This is a genomic window from Pseudomonadales bacterium (genome assembly GCA_041395945.1).
Classification (GTDB): Bacteria; Pseudomonadota; Gammaproteobacteria; order Pseudomonadales; family Azotimanducaceae; genus SZUA-309.
In genome coordinates this window covers 1,741,762-1,758,757 of record JAWKZN010000001.1, presented here as the reverse complement: position 1 = coordinate 1,758,757, position 16,996 = coordinate 1,741,762, and the positions used below count along the sequence as shown (strand labels likewise).

General features: G+C 61.9%; 19 protein-coding genes. 9 read left to right on the top strand and 10 right to left on the bottom strand.

Features of this window, described 5'->3' with window-relative positions; genetic code table 11:
- Positions 1–15: 15 nt before the first annotated feature.
- Positions 16–846: a methyltransferase domain-containing protein gene (locus R3E82_08260; GenBank protein MEZ5550866.1), complete on the top strand. Its 831-nt coding sequence runs from the start codon at positions 16–18 to the stop codon at positions 844–846.
- Between the two features lie 41 nt (positions 847–887).
- Here R3E82_08260 and R3E82_08255 read toward each other — a convergent pair whose 3' ends face one another.
- From R3E82_08255 to R3E82_08240, 4 genes are read right to left on the bottom strand one after another with little or no spacing between them, the layout of a single operon-like run.
- The gene (locus R3E82_08255) at positions 888–1,511 is read right to left on the bottom strand and encodes a glutathione S-transferase N-terminal domain-containing protein (protein ID MEZ5550865.1); all 624 of its coding nucleotides are present in this window, start codon (positions 1,509–1,511) and stop codon (positions 888–890) included.
- 35 nt (positions 1,512–1,546) lie between these two features.
- Entirely contained in the window at positions 1,547–1,816 is a 270-nt protein-coding gene (locus R3E82_08250) for a DUF4404 family protein (protein MEZ5550864.1), read from the bottom strand.
- A 43-nt stretch (positions 1,817–1,859) separates the two neighbouring features.
- Complete coding sequence (locus tag R3E82_08245; GenBank protein MEZ5550863.1) at positions 1,860–2,618, bottom strand: class I SAM-dependent methyltransferase; 759 nt, start codon at positions 2,616–2,618, stop codon at positions 1,860–1,862.
- Positions 2,615–3,079, bottom strand: coding sequence for a nuclear transport factor 2 family protein (locus R3E82_08240; GenBank protein MEZ5550862.1), 465 nt, complete (start codon positions 3,077–3,079; stop codon positions 2,615–2,617). Before R3E82_08240 ends, R3E82_08245 begins: the two co-directional genes overlap by 4 nt.
- Positions 3,080–3,252: 173 nt before the next feature.
- On the opposite strand from R3E82_08240, the gene R3E82_08235 reads away from it, so the two are divergent.
- From R3E82_08235 to R3E82_08215, 5 genes are all read left to right on the top strand, one after another.
- A complete protein-coding gene (locus tag R3E82_08235; protein ID MEZ5550861.1) occupies positions 3,253–4,455 on the top strand; it encodes a glycerol dehydrogenase in 1,203 nt (400 codons plus the stop codon).
- A gap of 48 nt (positions 4,456–4,503) precedes the next feature.
- Entirely contained in the window at positions 4,504–5,709 is a 1,206-nt protein-coding gene (locus R3E82_08230; protein MEZ5550860.1) for a CaiB/BaiF CoA-transferase family protein, read from the top strand.
- 98 nt (positions 5,710–5,807) lie between these two features.
- Positions 5,808–6,770 (top strand): DUF4382 domain-containing protein, encoded by a 963-nt coding sequence (locus R3E82_08225; protein ID MEZ5550859.1) that lies wholly within the window; start codon positions 5,808–5,810, stop codon positions 6,768–6,770.
- Between the two features lie 124 nt (positions 6,771–6,894).
- Complete coding sequence (locus R3E82_08220) at positions 6,895–7,848, top strand: aldo/keto reductase (GenBank protein ID MEZ5550858.1); 954 nt, start codon at positions 6,895–6,897, stop codon at positions 7,846–7,848.
- Positions 7,845–8,567, top strand: coding sequence for an enoyl-CoA hydratase/isomerase family protein (locus tag R3E82_08215; GenBank protein ID MEZ5550857.1), 723 nt, complete (start codon positions 7,845–7,847; stop codon positions 8,565–8,567). The genes R3E82_08220 and R3E82_08215 overlap by 4 nt, the downstream gene beginning before the upstream one ends.
- Positions 8,568–8,578: 11 nt before the next feature.
- On the opposite strand, the gene R3E82_08210 is transcribed toward R3E82_08215, so the two are convergent.
- From R3E82_08210 to R3E82_08200, 3 genes are all read right to left on the bottom strand, one after another.
- Complete coding sequence (locus tag R3E82_08210) at positions 8,579–8,704, bottom strand: hypothetical protein (protein MEZ5550856.1); 126 nt, start codon at positions 8,702–8,704, stop codon at positions 8,579–8,581.
- Between the two features lie 64 nt (positions 8,705–8,768).
- Entirely contained in the window at positions 8,769–9,245 is a 477-nt protein-coding gene (locus R3E82_08205; GenBank protein MEZ5550855.1) for a DUF6644 family protein, read from the bottom strand.
- Positions 9,246–9,255: 10 nt separating this feature from the next.
- Entirely contained in the window at positions 9,256–9,831 is a 576-nt protein-coding gene (locus tag R3E82_08200; GenBank protein ID MEZ5550854.1) for a DUF6644 family protein, read from the bottom strand.
- Between the two features lie 123 nt (positions 9,832–9,954).
- Here R3E82_08200 and R3E82_08195 point away from each other — a divergent pair, with 123 nt between their 5' ends.
- Positions 9,955–10,974 (top strand): alpha/beta hydrolase-fold protein, encoded by a 1,020-nt coding sequence (locus tag R3E82_08195; GenBank protein MEZ5550853.1) that lies wholly within the window; start codon positions 9,955–9,957, stop codon positions 10,972–10,974.
- Here R3E82_08195 and R3E82_08190 read toward each other — a convergent pair.
- The gene (locus R3E82_08190; GenBank protein MEZ5550852.1) at positions 10,953–12,194 is read right to left on the bottom strand and encodes an MFS transporter; all 1,242 of its coding nucleotides are present in this window, start codon (positions 12,192–12,194) and stop codon (positions 10,953–10,955) included. The genes R3E82_08195 and R3E82_08190 overlap by 22 nt on opposite strands.
- 96 nt (positions 12,195–12,290) lie before the next feature.
- Between R3E82_08190 and R3E82_08185 the strand changes: the two genes are divergently transcribed.
- Positions 12,291–12,668, top strand: a complete 378-nt coding sequence (locus tag R3E82_08185) for a DUF3147 family protein (protein MEZ5550851.1) — start codon at positions 12,291–12,293, stop codon at positions 12,666–12,668.
- A 30-nt stretch (positions 12,669–12,698) separates the two neighbouring features.
- Positions 12,699–14,552: an NAD(P)-binding protein gene (locus R3E82_08180; GenBank protein ID MEZ5550850.1), complete on the top strand. Its 1,854-nt coding sequence runs from the start codon at positions 12,699–12,701 to the stop codon at positions 14,550–14,552.
- Between the two features lie 33 nt (positions 14,553–14,585).
- Here R3E82_08180 and R3E82_08175 read toward each other — a convergent pair whose 3' ends face one another.
- Both R3E82_08175 and R3E82_08170 read right to left on the bottom strand, forming a co-directional pair.
- A complete protein-coding gene (locus tag R3E82_08175; protein MEZ5550849.1) occupies positions 14,586–15,875 on the bottom strand; it encodes an FAD-dependent oxidoreductase in 1,290 nt (429 codons plus the stop codon).
- 208 nt (positions 15,876–16,083) lie between these two features.
- On the bottom strand, positions 16,084–16,842 hold the full coding sequence (locus R3E82_08170; protein MEZ5550848.1) for a phosphoadenylyl-sulfate reductase: 759 nt from the start codon (positions 16,840–16,842) through the stop codon (positions 16,084–16,086).
- Positions 16,843–16,996: the final 154 nt, after the last annotated feature.

The following is a 16,996-nucleotide window of genomic DNA, read 5'->3' as shown; positions in this document are numbered from 1 at the left end:
ACAGGAGAACGCGCAATGACGGATGTCAATCAGCAGCAGATCGAATACTGGAATGGTAAGGCAGGACACACCTGGGCCCAGGCTCAGCAGCGTCTGGACACCATGCTCTCACCGATCTCAGCCGCGCTGGTGCAGGCGGCAGAGATACAACCCGGCATGCGCGTCGTCGATGTCGGCTGCGGCTGCGGGGATACCAGTGTGGCATTGGCGGCTGCTGGCGCCGCTGTGTGGGGCATCGATATCTCCGAGCCGATGCTGGCGGTGGCGAAGTCCCGGGCGGCGGGTGTGAAGAATCTCGCGTTTACGCGAACGGATGCCGCGACCCAGGCATTCACGCCCGATCACGACCTGCTCTTCTCACGATTCGGCGTGATGTTCTTTGCTGAACCGTCTGCAGCGTTCAGCAATCTTCGCTCTGCGTTGAAGCCCCGGGGCCGCCTGCAATTCGCCTGCTGGCAGCCACCGCGTCTCAATCCCTGGATGGCCATCGCCGGCAAGGCCGTGCAGCCCTTTCTGACGGAACCCGGTGGTGAAGTGGATCCGCGGGCGCCCGGCCCCTTTGCGTTTGCCGATCCGGACTACGTTCGAGGCATTCTGGCCCAGTCCGGTTTCGCGGACATCCGCTTCGAAGCGCTCACACCGACGCTGCATCTCGCCGACACGCTGGAAGACGGGGTGCGTTTTCTGCAGGAGGTTGGTCCGCTCTCCCGGGTGATCGGCGAACTGGATGACCAGGCCCGGGAGCAGGCGCTGGCTGCCGCCCGTGCGGCACTCGCCGGGCACCTGACTGATGCCGGTCTCGATCTGGGTGCGGCCTGCTGGCTGGTGAGCGCCCGGGCCGGCTGAACGGCACCGGTCCGATAGCGGCCGGGGTCAGGCCGCAGTTGCTATGACGCGGCCTCGGCAGCGAGGGTGGCGCGTACTGCTTCGCGCTCGAGCATGCGCTGATGATGGGCGTGGACCTGCGGATAGTCGGCCGAATCGATCCGGTGTGAAGGCAGCCACTGGGTGATGGTAAACAGGTAGGGGTCTGCGATCGAATAGTTCGCCCCCAGTGTCCAGGGACCTGTGAAAAACTCTTCTTCAATCATGCGGAAGCAGTCGGCGACGACCTCAGGGGCCTTCCGCTTCAGCTCCGCAATGGCGGCGGGATCGTCTGCCCAGCGTGCGCCGCGCGGACTGTGCGCGTGGGCAACATGCACGGTGGCACACAGATAATTGTTGAAGGACTGCAGCCGGGCAAACTCGAAAGGATCGTCGAGGGGCGCGAGCCTGGCCTCGGGATGTATCTGGGCGATGTAGGCAAGGATTGCCGGCGTCTCGGTGAGCACGCCGCGATCGGTCTGCAGTGCGGGAACACGGCCCTTTGGATTGATCTTCCGATAGGCGTCAGTGCGCTGCTCGGCGGTTGCGAAATCCACCCGCTGCAGTTCGAATTCCGCACCGGCATCCCGCAGCGCTATGTGTGAAGCCCGGGCGCAGGTGCCGGGGGTGTAGAAGAGTTTCAGCATTGTATTCTCCGGCATCCTTGCGGTTTGCGAAGTGCTCAGATCCCCATCCGGCCCAGTGCTGCGACGATTTCCCTGAACAGACGTTCTGTCTGGGGATAGCGGGCGGCAAAGGTCGCGGTGATTTCGTCGATCCGTTCCTTGAGCAGGTCTCCATGTGAGTCGACCCGCTCCGGATTGCCCAGCAGTTCATGGATCTCATCGTCCACCTGCTGGAGCAGGTCTTTGAGGTCGTCATCCGGACTGTCTGTTTCCTCCAGTGCCTCGCGGAGCTCGCGGAGCCTGTTCTTGATGTCTTTTTCCGGCATGGATCTGAATATCTCCAGAGAGTGAGTGGTTCAAATAGTACGTTCAGGGCTTCAGGCAGAGAAACATTTCCTCACAGTAGGCACCCTGTTCATTGTCTTCCGGATCGATCGGCCGCGGCACCGCCTGCACCTGGAACCCCACACCGGAGAGGATGCGAAGCCAGTCTGCCCGCTTGAACAGGCCTTCAACATGGCGATCATGCACCACACGCACACCGGATGCATCGCGCAGCAGGAAGGCATAGTCCACGGTGTACGTGCTGTCATCCGGGTCCGGATCCCACATCCACTCAGCACAGCGGAATGCGCGATCGGCGCCATCGCCTTCGTGCAGGTCAGAGAGTTCGACAAAGGTTTCTTTCAGACAGTCCGGTGAGATCAGCGCGGCACCACCCGGGCGCAGATGCTCGAAAGCCGTCTTCGCGGCAGCTTCGAGATCGGCTTCGGTCGTCATGTAAACGATGGCATCGTGGATGACGACTGCATCGAACTCACGGCCGAGGCGCAGAGTGCGCATGTCCGCAGTGATGTGTTCGCACTCCGGATTGAGCTCCCGGCTCAGCGCCAGCATCGGCTCAGAGATATCGCTCAAGGTGCAGATGAAGTCGCGTTTCAGATAAAAGCCGTTGTGGCCCGCGCCGGCGCCCAGTTCGAGGAGCGTGCGCGGTGGCGGCGACACCACCTGCTTCAGAGCCTCGCAGTATGCGCCCACTTCGTCTTCGTGTTCCACCACCGGATCGAGCAGCCGGTACCAGGGCACGAGATCCTGATACATCGCGAGTGGTAGGCCCTGCACCTTCATCTGTCTGCCCGCGCGCGACGCTGCGCTTCGTCCATCACCCAGCGATTACCCTCGGTGCGGGTCACTTTCAGTTGCATTTCTGCGATCTTCCAGCCCGCTGCGGTGCGGATCAGTCTGTCGTCATAGTAGCCGAACATGGTGTAACGGTCGGTTCCCTCGATACCCGGATTCGCCAGCCAGTGTTCGGCCCGCATGTGTGCCTGTGCACGGGCGCTGTCACCGTCGATGCTGATGCGGTGGTTTGTCAGGAAGTGCTGGGTTACCGAGAGTTCAGCGAAGATCTTCGCCTGGGCGCGGACCACACGATCTGTATTGAGGGATCTGGGAGCAATGCCATGCCAGGAACTCATGTCGAACAGGACCTCGTCGAGAAACACGGATCGCCAGAGCACCCAGTCCCGGGCATCGAGGCCGGTGGCGTAGTTGTTGAGCACGTCGATGATTTCTTCGCGGTCTGTCATCTGCCTTCCTGACTGCCTGGTCGCTTTGATGTGCGAATGGCGCTGCAGCCATTAAACACGGCGGCCCGGTGTCCCTCAACAAAGTGTGTGTTTGAACGCGCGTCCGGATGCGGATTGATCCGAAACCCCGGACACCGGATGATGCGAACCTGTTCAGCCTGTCAGGACGCACCATGTCGACTGCAGAAAACTATGTCCCCTATCCGGTCTTTTCACCACCAGGCACAGGCAGTTCGCAGCCGCCGAGAGTTTTCATAGGCCCTCAGCGCTATGTTCAGGGAGAGGGCGTACTCGATGGCATCGGTCGTTATCTGAGCCTGCTGTCACCCAGACGGGCTGCCGTGATGATTTCAGAGCGCGGCAGGACGGCGGACGGCAGGCGGGTATTTGCCAGCCTCGAAGCAGCGTCCATTGAACCGGTGGTGAGCGTATTTCAGGGCGAGTGTTCACTGGAAGAGATCGCGCGTCATGTTGAATCGCTGCAGGGGCAGGCGGTCGACTGTCTGCTCGCCGTCGGCGGCGGCAAGTGTGTGGACGCAGGCAAGGCGGTCGCGCATCGACTGCAGATTCCGGTGGTGATCGTACCGACTCTCGCTTCCAACGATGCACCCACTTCGGCTGTCTCGGTGCTCTACACCACAGCGGGTGTTTCCTCGGGTGCTGAGTTCTATCCCAACAATCCGGCGCTGGTGGTGGTGGATACCGGAATCGTCGCCAGAGCGCCGGTGCGCTTCCTGGTGGCGGGTATGGGGGATGCGATGGCGACCTGGTACGAAGCCCGCGCCTGTCTGAAGAATCCGAAAGCGCTCAATGTGGTGGGTGCGCGACCCACGCTCGCAGCTGCCGCGATCGGCGGGATCTGCGCGGACACCCTCTTCAAAGAAGGCACTGCTGCCATCGCGGCGGTCGCGGCAGGCAGGGTGGATGAATCCCTCGAGAAGGTGGTGGAAGCCAACACCCTGTTGAGCGGACTCGGCTTCGAAAGTGGCGGTCTGGCCGGTGCCCACGGGATTGCCCAGAGCTATACAGCCATTCCGAGCGTGCATGCAGGCTACCTGCACGGCGAGATGGTGGCGATGGGCACCCTGACCCAGCTGATGATGGAAGGCGAGCGGGACGAGGCCTGCCGGGTAGCGGAATTTTTCGCGGCGATCGGCCTGCCCGTGCATCTGGGGCATATGGGTCTGTGTCCGGATGACGAATCCGCGCTCGCAGTTCTGGTGAAGGGCGGACTGGAGTTTCCCTTTATCCGCAACCTCGGCGTGCGGGTGGATGCTGAACTGATCCGCAGTGCAATTCTCGATGCCCATGCCCTCGGACTGGAGGTTACCGGGCGCCTGGGTGATCGTGCTTTCCGCGCCCTGCATGAGAAATGATCAGATCGGGGCGGGGCAGTTGAAATCGCATCGGCGAAGGAGCGGGTAGTGTCGGAAGCAAAAGGTGAGCAGGGCGGTTATCCCCTGGCGGGTCTGAAGGTACTGGATTTTTCCCGGGTGCTGGCGGGTCCCTTTGCCGGGCGCATGCTGTCGGATCTCGGTGCCGATGTGGTGAAGATCGAACCGCCGGATGGCGATGTCACCCGGCTCTGGGGGCGTGTCGCCGGCGGACTGCCCGGCTACTACCATCAGCAGAATGCAGGCAAGCGCAACATCTGCATCGACCTGCGCGCTGCCGGTGCCCGTGAACTGGTGCTGTCGCTGGTACAGCATGCCGACATCCTGATCGAAAATTACCGACCCGATGTGATGCCGAGACTGGGTCTGGGTTATGACGCGTTGCAGACGGTGAACCCGCGGCTGGTGATGCTGTCGATCTCCGGCTTCGGGCAGGGCGGGCCCGAGTCGCACCGCCCGGCCTATGCCCCCATCGTGCATGCGGAGGCCGGTCTGATGGCGCGCCTCGCACGCCGGGGCAAAGGCCCCTACCAGGATCTGCCGCTGTCGGTGGCAGACACCAACGCATCCCTGCACGGACTGGTCGGGGTGCTGGCCGCTCTGCTGCAGCGTCAGTCCACGGGCACCGGCCAGCACATCGATATCGCGATGATCGATGCCACCATCTGCACCGACGATCAGATCCATTACGACCTCGAAGACTCGGAGGCAACCGGTCCGCTGCGCAACGATGCCTGGACTACGGGCGCCGGACCCATTCTGGTATCGGCGGATTTCAGACATCTGTGGAAGTTGCTGACGACCGTGCACGCCGTGCAGGACCCGACGCCACCAGGTGCGGATCTCGAGACAAAAATCGCCGCGCGGCGTGGCGCCGTCGGCGCCTTTATGGCGGCACTCGATTCCTGGGCTGCGGTGGAAGCAGCAATGGACGCGATGAACCTGGCCTGGGGACAGATCCGGGAAGCGGGCGCGCTGATCGAGTCCCAACCTACGGTGCGGGCCCGGGGCTCGATTGTGCAGATCGACGACCGCGCGGGCGGTACCAGACCGATCACTCAGTCGCCCTACCGTTTTTCGAATGCCCGCAGTGGTGTGCGCGGTCCTGCGCCACACCGGGGTGAACACAACACCGAAGTACTGCACGGCTGGCTGGACATGTCCGCGGGTGAGATTCGTGCACTCGAATCCGCTGGGGTATTAATGAGCGACGGGGCGGGTACTGCGGCCGACTGACGATCCGCATTTGGCTGAGTGCGGTCCGTGATACAGGTCCATTGGCCGGACCAGTGAAGTGCGTATACTGGAGCTTTTCTCTGAGCAGGTAACTTCACATGCGATTCCCGAATTTGCGCCGGTTTTTTCTCGGTCTGGGTGTTCTTTCGCTGGCCGCCTGTGGCGGTGGCTCCGGGGGCTCGGATGCGCCCGATGTGCTGCAGGTCGGTCAGCTGTCGATCGGAATGACTGATGCGCCGGTGGATTCCGTGGAAGAGGTGCGCATCTACGTAACCGGCGTGACGGTCAAGAAGGAAGATGGACCGCCTGAGTCTTTTCCGCTCAATCTCACCGATTGCACCATGGAGCCCGGCGAATCTGATTCCTGTAACCCATTGAATCTCCTCGGATTGCGCGATGGCGTCGTGCAGAGCCTGCTGGATGAGCGGGATGTGATCGCCGGACGCTACCAGTGGCTGCGTGCAGAGATCGACGAGGCCCGCTCCTATGTCGTGGAGGATGGCGGCGGCATCGTGCCGCTGCGCATTCCCAGTGCCCGGGGGCTGCAACTGTCCAGCGGCTTTGTGGTGCTGCAGGACCGCACCACCCATCTGCTGCTCGACTGGGATATCCGCAAAGGACTGGTCGATCCGGTCGGGCAGGCGGGTCTGATGCTGAAACCGACGATCCGGGTGGTGGACATGGCCGCCTTCGGTGCCATTGCGGGTACCGTTGACGATGCCCTGACCTCGGGTGACTGCAGCAGTGAGCCCGACACGGGTCGCGGCAATCTGGTTTACGTGTTCGAAGGTGACGTGGTGCCGGATGACATCGATAACAATGCACCGAACCCGCTGGTGACTGCACCCGTACGCAGCACCTCCAACGGTGCGTTCACCTACAGAGTCGACTATCTGCCCCCCGGGTCATACACGGTTGCCTTCACCTGCCATGGGCTGGACGATGACGTGCCGGAGAGCGATACGGATCTCACCGAAGCCGATGACGATATCGAGTTCGTATCTCCCCAGCTCGTCGAGATAGCAGACGGTGCCACAACTTCTGTGGACTTCGAAATCTGAAGCCTGCTCGCTGAACTCGTCCGCGAAAGCACTGTAGTGCCAGTTCAGCGCATCGGCTGCCGCTTGCCAGCCATCAGCCAGCCACGTACCTTCCTCAGTCCCGGGACATTGAGGGAGAACGAGAGTGGAGTATCGGAATCTGGGCAGCACGGGGCTTAAGGTCTCGATCGCCGGTATCGGCTGCAACAATTTCGGCATGCGCTGTGATGCGGCACAGGGCGCCGCGGTGGTCCATGCGGCGCTCGATCAGGGCATCAATTTCTTCGATACCGCCGACGTTTACGGCGGCGCGCGCAGCGAAGAAATTCTCGGTCAGGCCATCGCGGGTCGGGATCGTACGGACATCCTCATCGCCACCAAATTCGCCATGCCCATGGGCGAGGGGCCTCTGAAAAAGGGTGCCTCCCGGCAGTACATCTGCAGCGCGGTAGAAGCCAGCCTGCGGCGTCTGAAGACGGACTATATCGATCTGTATCAACAACATGCACCTGACCCTTCAACTCCGGTTGAGGAGACTCTGCGGGCGCTCGACGACCTGGTCCGAGCCGGCAAGGTGCGTTATTTTGGCAACTCCAACTTTTCCGGCTGGCAGATTGCAGACGCCGACTGGACTGCCCGACATCATGGTCTGAACCCTTACGTCACGGCCCAGAACCACTACAACCTGCTCGACCGGCGCATCGAAAAAGAAGTTCTGCCGGCCTGCCGGCGGTTTGGTCTCGGCATGCTGCCTTACTTCCCCCTCGCCAGCGGTCTGCTCACTGGTAAATACCAGCGTGGTCAGGCGGCTCCGGAAGGTACCCGCCTGGCGAATTTCGGCGAGCGGGGCAAAGCGGCCCTGTCGGATAAGAACTTCGATGTGGTGGAGGCCCTTGATGCCTTCGCCCGGGATCGCGGCCATACGCTGCTGGAACTGGCATTCGGGTGGCTGGCGTCCCAGCCCGAGGTTTCCAGCGTGATTGCGGGTGCCACCCGGCCGGAGCAGGTTGCCGCGAATGCGCAGGCGGTCGGCTGGCGGCTGTCTGCAGATGACATGAAGACGGTGTCCGAACTGACCAGCAGGAGCAGCAGCCGATGATCGACCTCAGCCGCGATGGCGATGTGTTTACCCTGACCATGACCGCAGGCGAAAACCGCTGGAATACCAGTTTTGTGCGGGCCTTTGCGAAGGCGCTGGATGAGGTGGAGGCGAGCGAAGGCCCGGCGGCACTGGTGACCACATCCGCCAGCGGAAAGTTTTTCTCCAATGGCCTGGACCTGGACTGGGTGCAGGATCCGGATGCACATCCCGAGGCCGGAGACCGAGCCGCGTTCGGTGCCGAGTTCATGACCCTGATGGGGCGCATGATCACCTTTCCGGTGCCGACGCTGGCGGCGGTCAACGGCCACGCCTTCGGTGCCGGATTCATGCTGGCACTGTGTCACGACCTGCGCTTCATGCGTGCCGATCGGGGTTTCCTCTGTGCCAACGAGATGCAGCTCGGCATGGCAATACCGCTGCCGGAACTCGCGCTGTTCCGGCACAAACTGCCGATGAACGTGTTTTTTGAAACCGTGCAGCTTGCCCGGCGCTGGACCGGGCCGGATGCGCTGGCGGCCGGTATTGTGCAGCGGACCGGGTCAGTGGAAGAACTGGCAGACCTCGCCCGGCACAGAGCGGCGGAGCTGGCTCCTCTGGCTGCACGCAGGGATCTCTATGCGGGGCAGAAGGAGAAGCTTTACGGTGAAGATGCGGTGATTAACGGCCCCCACGGACCGGCATATATGCTCAAGCACGCGGAGCTGTATCGCCACTGAGGGGTGTACGGTCAGGCGCCGCTGAGGCTCAAGGTTTCCAGGACATTGCCAATCTGGATGATCCAGAACCAGACGGCAGCGATCAGGATCCCCGCCGAGCTGCCCAGAGCGATGCGTTCTTTGACTGTTTGACTCATTCAGATACCCGTTTTACCTGGCCGGCTCCGGGAGATCGGCCCCGGGTTCTGTCCGGCCGCCTGTTCAGGAGAAACCAATCCAGCGGCCCGAAGCCGCCACCGTGAACCAGATCGTCAGCGATGCGATGGCAGTGAGGCGCACTGCCCAGGGATTGAGCGCGCGGTGATCGCAGCGCAGCAGCGGTCCGCGGATGAAATAGACGAACACAATGCCGATACCCAGTCCGGCCATCTTCGCCCAGAACATTTCGTTGTAGTACAGCTTCAGCGCGACTGCGGAACTCATGAAGATGCCGCTGAGGATGGCCACGGCGAGCCCGACGTTGAACCACTTCCGGGTATTCTCGATGACCGTCTCAGAAGGAACGTCGGTCATCAGGATGCCGAGCATGCGCAGATCGCCGAGGACAACCATGCCGCCGAGCAGGGCCATCGCCATCAGATGGAACATCTGGACCACAGCAAACACCCCGCCGTAGGCCTTCGAGATGTCGGCCAGCAGCGAAGTGTCCAGCCAGTTGAAAAATGCCAGTACGTCCATCTTCGGGTTCCTAGTTCAGTGCCGCCATCTCGTCCACACAACCGGCCGCCCAGTACATGAAGTAGGGCAGTTCCTTGTGGCAGTCGTACCAGTCATAGGCGATGGTGCGTCCGGTGATGACCACCCCGGCCCACAGGGTGAGTGACAGCGCTGCACCGGCTCTTATGCGTGCAGGCGGTTTCGGATTGGTGTCCCAGCTGCCCTTTGCCGCCTTCATTTTTGCTCTGAACAGGAAGGCGTTGATACCCGCCGCAATCAGCAGCACCACCTTGATGCGGAACCAGATGCTCTGGGTCGAGCGGATGGGGATCGCGAAATACAGGATGAAGCCTGTGATCACCATCACCGCGAAACCGATCATCATCGGCGTGTCGAGGCGTTCGGCGACTGTTGAAGCCGGGACGCCGGTGAAGGTGAGTCCCAGCATGCGCAGATCGATCACACACAGCATGCCGAGAAACACCATCAGCGTGAGCACGTGGGTGGATTCGATCCAGGGATACATGTAGTAGGACTCGTGGAGCTGGCTGCTCCACGGCATTGCGTCCAGCCAGCGGGCCAGATCCAGCAACAGTTCGTTCAGCACCCTCGTCCCCTCTCTCGATCAGCGCCTTTACTACCAGTTGAATGACGGGTTGTCCATTGTCGACCCCCTGCAGGTGTACAGTAGACCGATCAGTGTCTACCGTCTGAGTAAGGAAAAGTCAGCATGAATCCGACACCGCACCTTGTCGCCTTTCTGTTCCGGGTCGTCTTTGTCTGCACGATCGTCGTTTTTCCGTCGCTGCTCAATGCAGCCGATCGAAAAGCGGCCAGCGAAGTAATCCTGAGCAGCCTTGACTCAGACCTCGTACCGGGGCCTGTGGAGTATGCGGTGCTGCTGCCCCCGGGGTATCAGGACATGAAGGATCTGCCCCTCATTGTGAATCTGCACGGTGGTGGTGGCAGCCGGGAAAACCTGGTGCGGCAACGTAAACTCTGGGAGGGGCTCTGGCAGGCCGGGGAACTGCCACCCCTGGCGATGGCGACACCTTCGGTCACGGCGCGGGGCTTCTATATGAATTTCCGCGACGGCAGCGAGCGCTGGGAAGACTTCGTGACAGGGCCTTTTATCCGGCATCTGCGCGAAAGCCTGCCGGTCAGTACTGACTCGAAGCGTACCTTTCTGATGGGCGCTTCCATGGGTGGGATGGGGTCTCTGCGCATGGCATTCCGTTATCCTGAGAAATTCGGTGGGGTTGCAGCACTCGAACCGGGCATCGAACCGGTACTGCGGTGGGCGGACGTGCAGCCCAAGCATCGGTTCTGGCGTGCCGATGACCTTCTCGAAAAGGCCTACGGCAAGCCGATAGACGCCGACTACTGGGCGGCGAACAATCCCGCCAGCATGGTGATGGCCGACGCGGAGCGGATTCGCAACTCAGGCCTGCAGATCTATGTCGAAGCCGGTGACGAGGATCAGTTCTGGCTTTACGAGGGCGCTGAGTTTCTGCACAGGGTGCTGTGGGATATGCGGATCAGACACGAATACCATCTGGTGCGGGGTGCGGATCATGTCGGGCCTTCGCTGAACGAGCGATTTGCCGAAGCCGCCCGCTTCCTGATCCGCACCTATGAACCCTGGGGGGCGCCACCCCTGCGGGTACGGGCAACCATGCAGCTCATCGAAATGCAGAAGCGCAAGGTCGACGATGTCGACCACTACAATCAGCGGCCCGGGTCAGACTGATCCGGTGCCGTTGCGGCCTCATCGGGGTGGTGTTCCGAAACCCGTCTGCCGATCCAGTGCATGGAGGCAAACAGCAGCACATAGACACCGGCGGCGAAAGCATAGGGCAGCGTCGGTTCGAACTGATAGAGGGTGCCTCCGATGAGCGGACCCAGGGTGAAGCCGAGCGGGCCACAGGATCCCGCCACTCCAGCCACCGCTCCCTGTTCTTCAGGAGAAACGGCCAGCGATGCACCCGCCATGAAAGCCGGACCGGCGAGCCCCATGCCGAAGCCCTGTACCGCCATGGCGATGGTGAGCCAGAGCTGATTCTCTGCGATCGCCATCATCACGAAGGCGACGATCAGCAGAGGCATTGCCAGGCGCAGCAGGGTGAACGGCGCAATACTCAGACGCTGCACGACCACACCCTGGGCGATGAGCGAGGCCACCGCCGAGAACATCATCGCCACACCGAAGGTGCGAGCCGTGTCACCTGCGTTCAATCCCAGGGCATCCTGAAAACGGAAACCCATGGTCTGCTGCACCAGTGCCATGCCGGTAAACATGGTCACCCCGACGATCACGAAGGGCAGAATGCGCGGATCGCTGTACTTCATGCGGCGCGTTTTCCGCGACACCGCCTGACGCGGGGGATCGGGCAGAAAGCGCCACACGAACAGACCGTTGAGCAGAGCAATGCCCGCCATGACCCATAAGGGTGTGAGCAGGGAGATGACCGCCAGACCGGCCACCGCAGGACCGAGAATCGAGCCGACGTTGCTGGCCGCGCCGGCCGCACCCATTCCCTTCGTGCGGCTCGCGGCATCGGTGATGTCCGCCATATAGGCGTTTGCAGCAGGCATGGTGGCTGCCATGACGCCGGCGTGCAGCATGCGGCTGACGACGAGGGCCGCGAACAGCAGAGTGCCGGTGAGCGCACCGGACAGACCGGCATAGAGGACCGAGTTGAACAGTACGGTGCCGAAGGTGAAGCCGAACAGGCCGACCAGCATGACGCGTTTGCGACCCCAGTGATCGCTCGTTCTCCCCCAGATCGGACTGGAGAGAAACACGGTGAGGGAAGAGGCGGCGATGATGCCGGTAATCTGAATTTCGGAAAGACCTATCTCCCGGCCGAGGGGGGCGAGTACCGGGAACAGCACGGTGAAGCCCATGCCCACGCTGACCAGCGAAAAGAGCAGGGTTCGACGGGCGTATGTATGGGAAAAAGTCTGCACTAAAGCGGCTGCCGTCCGATCTGGGTCCGGGTCAGGAGGTGTTGCGGCAGGTCCGCAAAGAGGGGGGCAGTCTAGGGAGCCCTTCGGGAAGTAGCAATGTCTCAGGGCTTCACGCATCATCAACGGGTGCTCTATCTCATCAGCAAATACGCGCTGACCGCACTGCTGGTCGTGCTGATCTCCGAGATCGCGAAACGCTCGACCGTGCTGGGCGCGCTCATGGCCTCGATTCCGCTGATTTCCGTGCTGGCGATGGTGTGGATATATGTCGAGACCAAAGACACAGCCCGACTGAGCGCCTTTTCCCTGGACGTGCTCTGGCTGGTGATCCCGTCGCTTGCGCTGTTTGCGCTGTTCCCGCTGCTGGTGCGGGGTGGTTTGAGTTTCTGGTGGAGTCTGGCAGCCGGCCTTGCGGCAACGACGGCGGCCTACGCCCTCATGCTCTGGTTGATGAGCAGCCTGCGCGGCGGTTAACCGGCACAACAAATCAGAAGGAAAGCTCAGATGACGCGCAGAAAAGGCATCACCCGCAGAGATTTTCTCAACGGCACCCAGGTGGCCATCGGCGCCTCTCTGATGGCGCCCTGGACGCAGGCCTTCGGCACGGCGGCGCCCTCTTTTGAACTGCCGGCCGGTTACTACCCACCCGGGAAGACGGGGTTGCGCGGCAGTCACGACGGTGCCTGGGAAACCATGCACGCCCGGGTAGCCGGGTCGACCTGGCCTGATCCGAGGGATACCGGCGAGCGCTACGATCTGGTGGTGGTGGGCGCCGGTATCAGCGGACTCTCGGCGGCCTGGTTTTACAGACAGCAGAAGCCGAACGCGAAAATCCTGATTCTCGATAATCACGATGATTTCGGCGGCCATGCGAAACGTAACGAATTCACGATCGACGGTCGCACCCGGATCGGCTACGGCGGCACCGAATCCATAGACACACCCTCCGCCTACAGTGAGATAGCGCGAAAACTGCTCAGCGATATCGGAGTAAAAGTCGAACGTTTCTACGACTACTACGATCAGAAGCTCTACGATGGTCTCGGCCTGAACTACGCCATTGCCTATGACCGTGAAACCTACGGTCAGCGCAGGCTGGCACGAGGATATGGCAGTCTGCCCTGGGAGCAGTTTGCGGCCAGCACTCCGATGAACGATGCCGCAAGAGCAGACCTGGTGCGACTGTTCACCGATCAGCGCGACTATCTTCCGGGCATGGACACCGCGGCAAAGCGTCACCTGTTGAGTCGGATCAGCTATCTGGATTTCCTGAAGGACTACGCGAAGGTGGATCCCCAGATTCTCGAGATGTATCGCCGCTGGGGTATGAGTTTCTGGTGTGTGGGCATGGATGAGGTGCCCGCCATCGCAGTGCAGGCCTATGGGGATGGCGGTGGCATCCCCGGCCTGAGCCACACTCTGCCGAGGGTCGGTCACCGCGGCGACGAGCCTTACATCTTCCATTTTCCCGATGGCAATGCGTCGGTGGCGCGCCTGCTGGTGCGATCCCTCAATCCGGCTGCGGTACCCGGCTCGTCCATGGAGGACGTGGTGACAGCCCGGGTGGACTACAGCCTGCTCGATCGCGCAGACGCACGGGTAAAGATCCGCCTCAACAGCACGGTCGTTCAGGTGAATCACACGGCGGATGCCAGTGCGGTGATTGTCACCTTCGTGCACAACGGTGACGCCTATCGTATACAGGCGGACCGCTGTGTGATGGCCTGTTATAACAGTGCCATTCCCTATCTGTGTCCGGAACTGTCCGACACCCAGAGGCAGGGCCTCGCCTACAACGTGAAGATCCCGTTGACCTATACCAAGGTACTGGTGCGCAACTGGCAGGCGTTTGCCGATCTGGGTATCGGGTATGTGTTCTATACGAATGACTTCTATAAGCAGGTGGAACTCGACTACCCGGTATCGATCGGCGACTACCCCTTTGGCCGGACCCCCGATCAGCCCATGGTGCTGCACATGTGCCATGTGCCGCACTTCCGGGATATTCAGGGGCCGGAGCAGTGGCGGGCAGGTCGTCGTGCTCTGCTGACTACGCCTTTCGCAACTTTCGAACGCCACGTGCGCGATCAGCTTGGGCAGGCGCTGGCGGGTGCGGACTTTGATGCAGACCGGGATATCGAGGCCATCACCGTGAACCGCTGGGCGCATGGCTATTCCTACAGTCCGGGACTGCTCTGGGAGCCTGAGTGGCCGGACGATGCGAGCAAACCCTGGGTCGTGGGGCGCCAGCCCTTTGGCAGGATCAGCATCGCCAACTCGGATGCGGCCGCCAGCGCTGACACCAATTCCGCCATCACCCAGGCCCATCGGGCGGTGCGTGAGCTGACCGGCGGCTAGGGAACGCTCAGAGCAGCGATGCGCCGACCAGGATCAGGCCATCACTGAACTGGTGGTCTGCACGGTGCGGTTGCGGGAGTAGAAGGACAGATCCAGGTCCCGGTTCAGCACGTCCAGGTGCAGGTGGGCGGGTGTGCGGTCGTGGTCGATGCCGCGGCTCTCAGCGTCCAGTATTTCCGCCATGAGATCCCCGATCAGCGGCGCATTTTTGAACTGATTGCCGCTGGTGCCGATGGCCAGGTAGTAGCCGGTGAGGTCGGTTTTGTCGTAGAGGGGTATCCAGTCATCCGACACGTCGTAGAGGCCGACGGTACCCCGGGCTGTGTTGCTGATGCCCAGCGCGGGAAAACGCTGGGCGGCGCGCAATGCTTCCAGCGTCCACTGCTCGGTGAAGCCGCTGCTGTAGTCGTCCGGGTCCACGATCATGGGTTCATCGCAGGCGGGATCCGTGGTGCCGATGAGCAGATCGGCGCCATCGGGTCGCGTATAGAGTGCGCAATCCATGTCTACCAGAAATCCGTTGCCGTTTTCGGTGTATCCGGACGGCGCGCGCAGATAGACCACTTCGTGGCGGTGGGCGCGGGTGCGGATCTTCAGGCTGGTATCGATACCGGCGAGACGATTGATCTGGGCGGAATGGGGGCCTGCCGCATTGACCAGAACAGGCGTGGCGAGCGCGTCGCCGTTCTCCAGAGTCAGGCCGATGATGCGCCCGCCGCGCTGCCGGATATCACAAACCCGCGCACCGAAGCGAAAAACCGCACCGCACTGCTGCGCCGCGTGCATCAGATTGTGAGCAGCCAGCTGGGGATCGGAAACATACCCCGCTGCCGGGATGTAAATACCGCCGCTGATCCGGCCGGGCTGCGGTTCCCCGAATCCGGGTGCGTTCACCGCCCGGGGCGGACCGAATGTCTTCAGTGACATGCCGGGGTAGAGTTTCTGCAACGCCCGGGTGTCGAGGATCTGATAGTCGACACCCACCTCGCGCAGTACCTGGAGATTGCCGTCGTAGATCGATTCTTCGCCTTCCTTGAGGAGGATCAGGCCACCGCTCTCGGTGTAGCGGGCGTAGGCAGGATCGTCTTTCGTGCCGAGCCAGGCCTGCCAGTCGAGCCAGCGATGTCTGGCTTCGTGGGCGAGCGCTGCGGAGGTCGTGTGTGAGTAGAAGGGGCGCACGATGGCGGATGAATGGCTCGTGGATCCATAACCTGCGGCGGGCAGGCAATCCAGGTTCACAGTTTTCAGACCACGCCGGCTCAGCGACAGGGCGATGGAACAGCCCACGACACCGGCCCCGATGATGATCACGTCTGGGTTCATGCTGCGTCGTCCTGGATGGCCGGCCTGTGTCCCGGTCGCCATGCTTTACGGCCGCCATGCTGCATGGCCGCGGTACGACATGGCGCCTGGTCTCTGATGGCGCAACATCTTGCCGCAGGAGCCCGTTCCTTGCTACTTGCTCAGAAGTTCCGCGCGCTCTCGCTGGTTTCGCTGGTTCCCGAGATCTGTCAGCGCAGGCTCGAGCCGATCAGCTCCGGGCGCTGACGTCTGCGGGTTCAGAAAAGTCGGCCTCATGCAGTCCGCATTCGCGCTTGAGTCCGAAAAATCTTGTGGATTCTTCATTCTCCGCATCCAGCAACGACAGGGTCGTATGGGTATCGCCAATGGAAACGTAGCCTTCGTGCCACAGCGGGTGGTAAGGGAGGCTGTGCTCCATCAGATAGTTGAAGACGTCTTTGTCTGACCAGTCCGCGATCGGGCAGACCTTGAACTGACCGCCGGTGTACTGCACATAGGGCGTGTCACGGCGGCTCTCCGACTGGCTGCGGCGCAGGCCGCTGAACCAGGTGCCGACCTGCTGGTCCCGCATTGCCCGTCGCATCGGCTCGACTTTGTTCTCGGCGTTGTAGGCGTCGATGCCTTCCACGCCCTTGGTCCAGCGCTGGCCATCGGCTGCTTCCTGCCAGGCCGGGCTGCGCCGGCTGCGATAGACCTGGAGATTCAGGGAAAGCCGCCGGGTGAGATCGTCAATGAACTGATAGGTCTCCTTGAACAGATACCCGGTGTCGAGAAGGATGACGGGAATATCCGGCATGGCAACCGTCAGCAGGTGCAGGCTGACCGCCGCCTGGGCACCGAAAGAGGAGGTGAGCACGTGCCTGCCCGGCAGATGTTCCAGGGCACAGGCTATACGGCCGGCGGCATCCAGCCCGGCCATACGCTTGTTCCAGTTCTCCAGATGGGCCGCATCGGTGAAGGCGGCGGTAGGGGTGTGTCGCTCCGGCATGGGAGGCTCTTTGCGCTTGCTCGGTGCCCAACTTACTGGTGGAAACGCCTGCGGAGAAGAACCGTTTCGCTATGTCTAAACAAGCGCCCGTTATATGGCGCCGGGCTCTGCCACCCGGCGGGAGTCCCCGGGAGGCCGCTGAGACGTTGATACT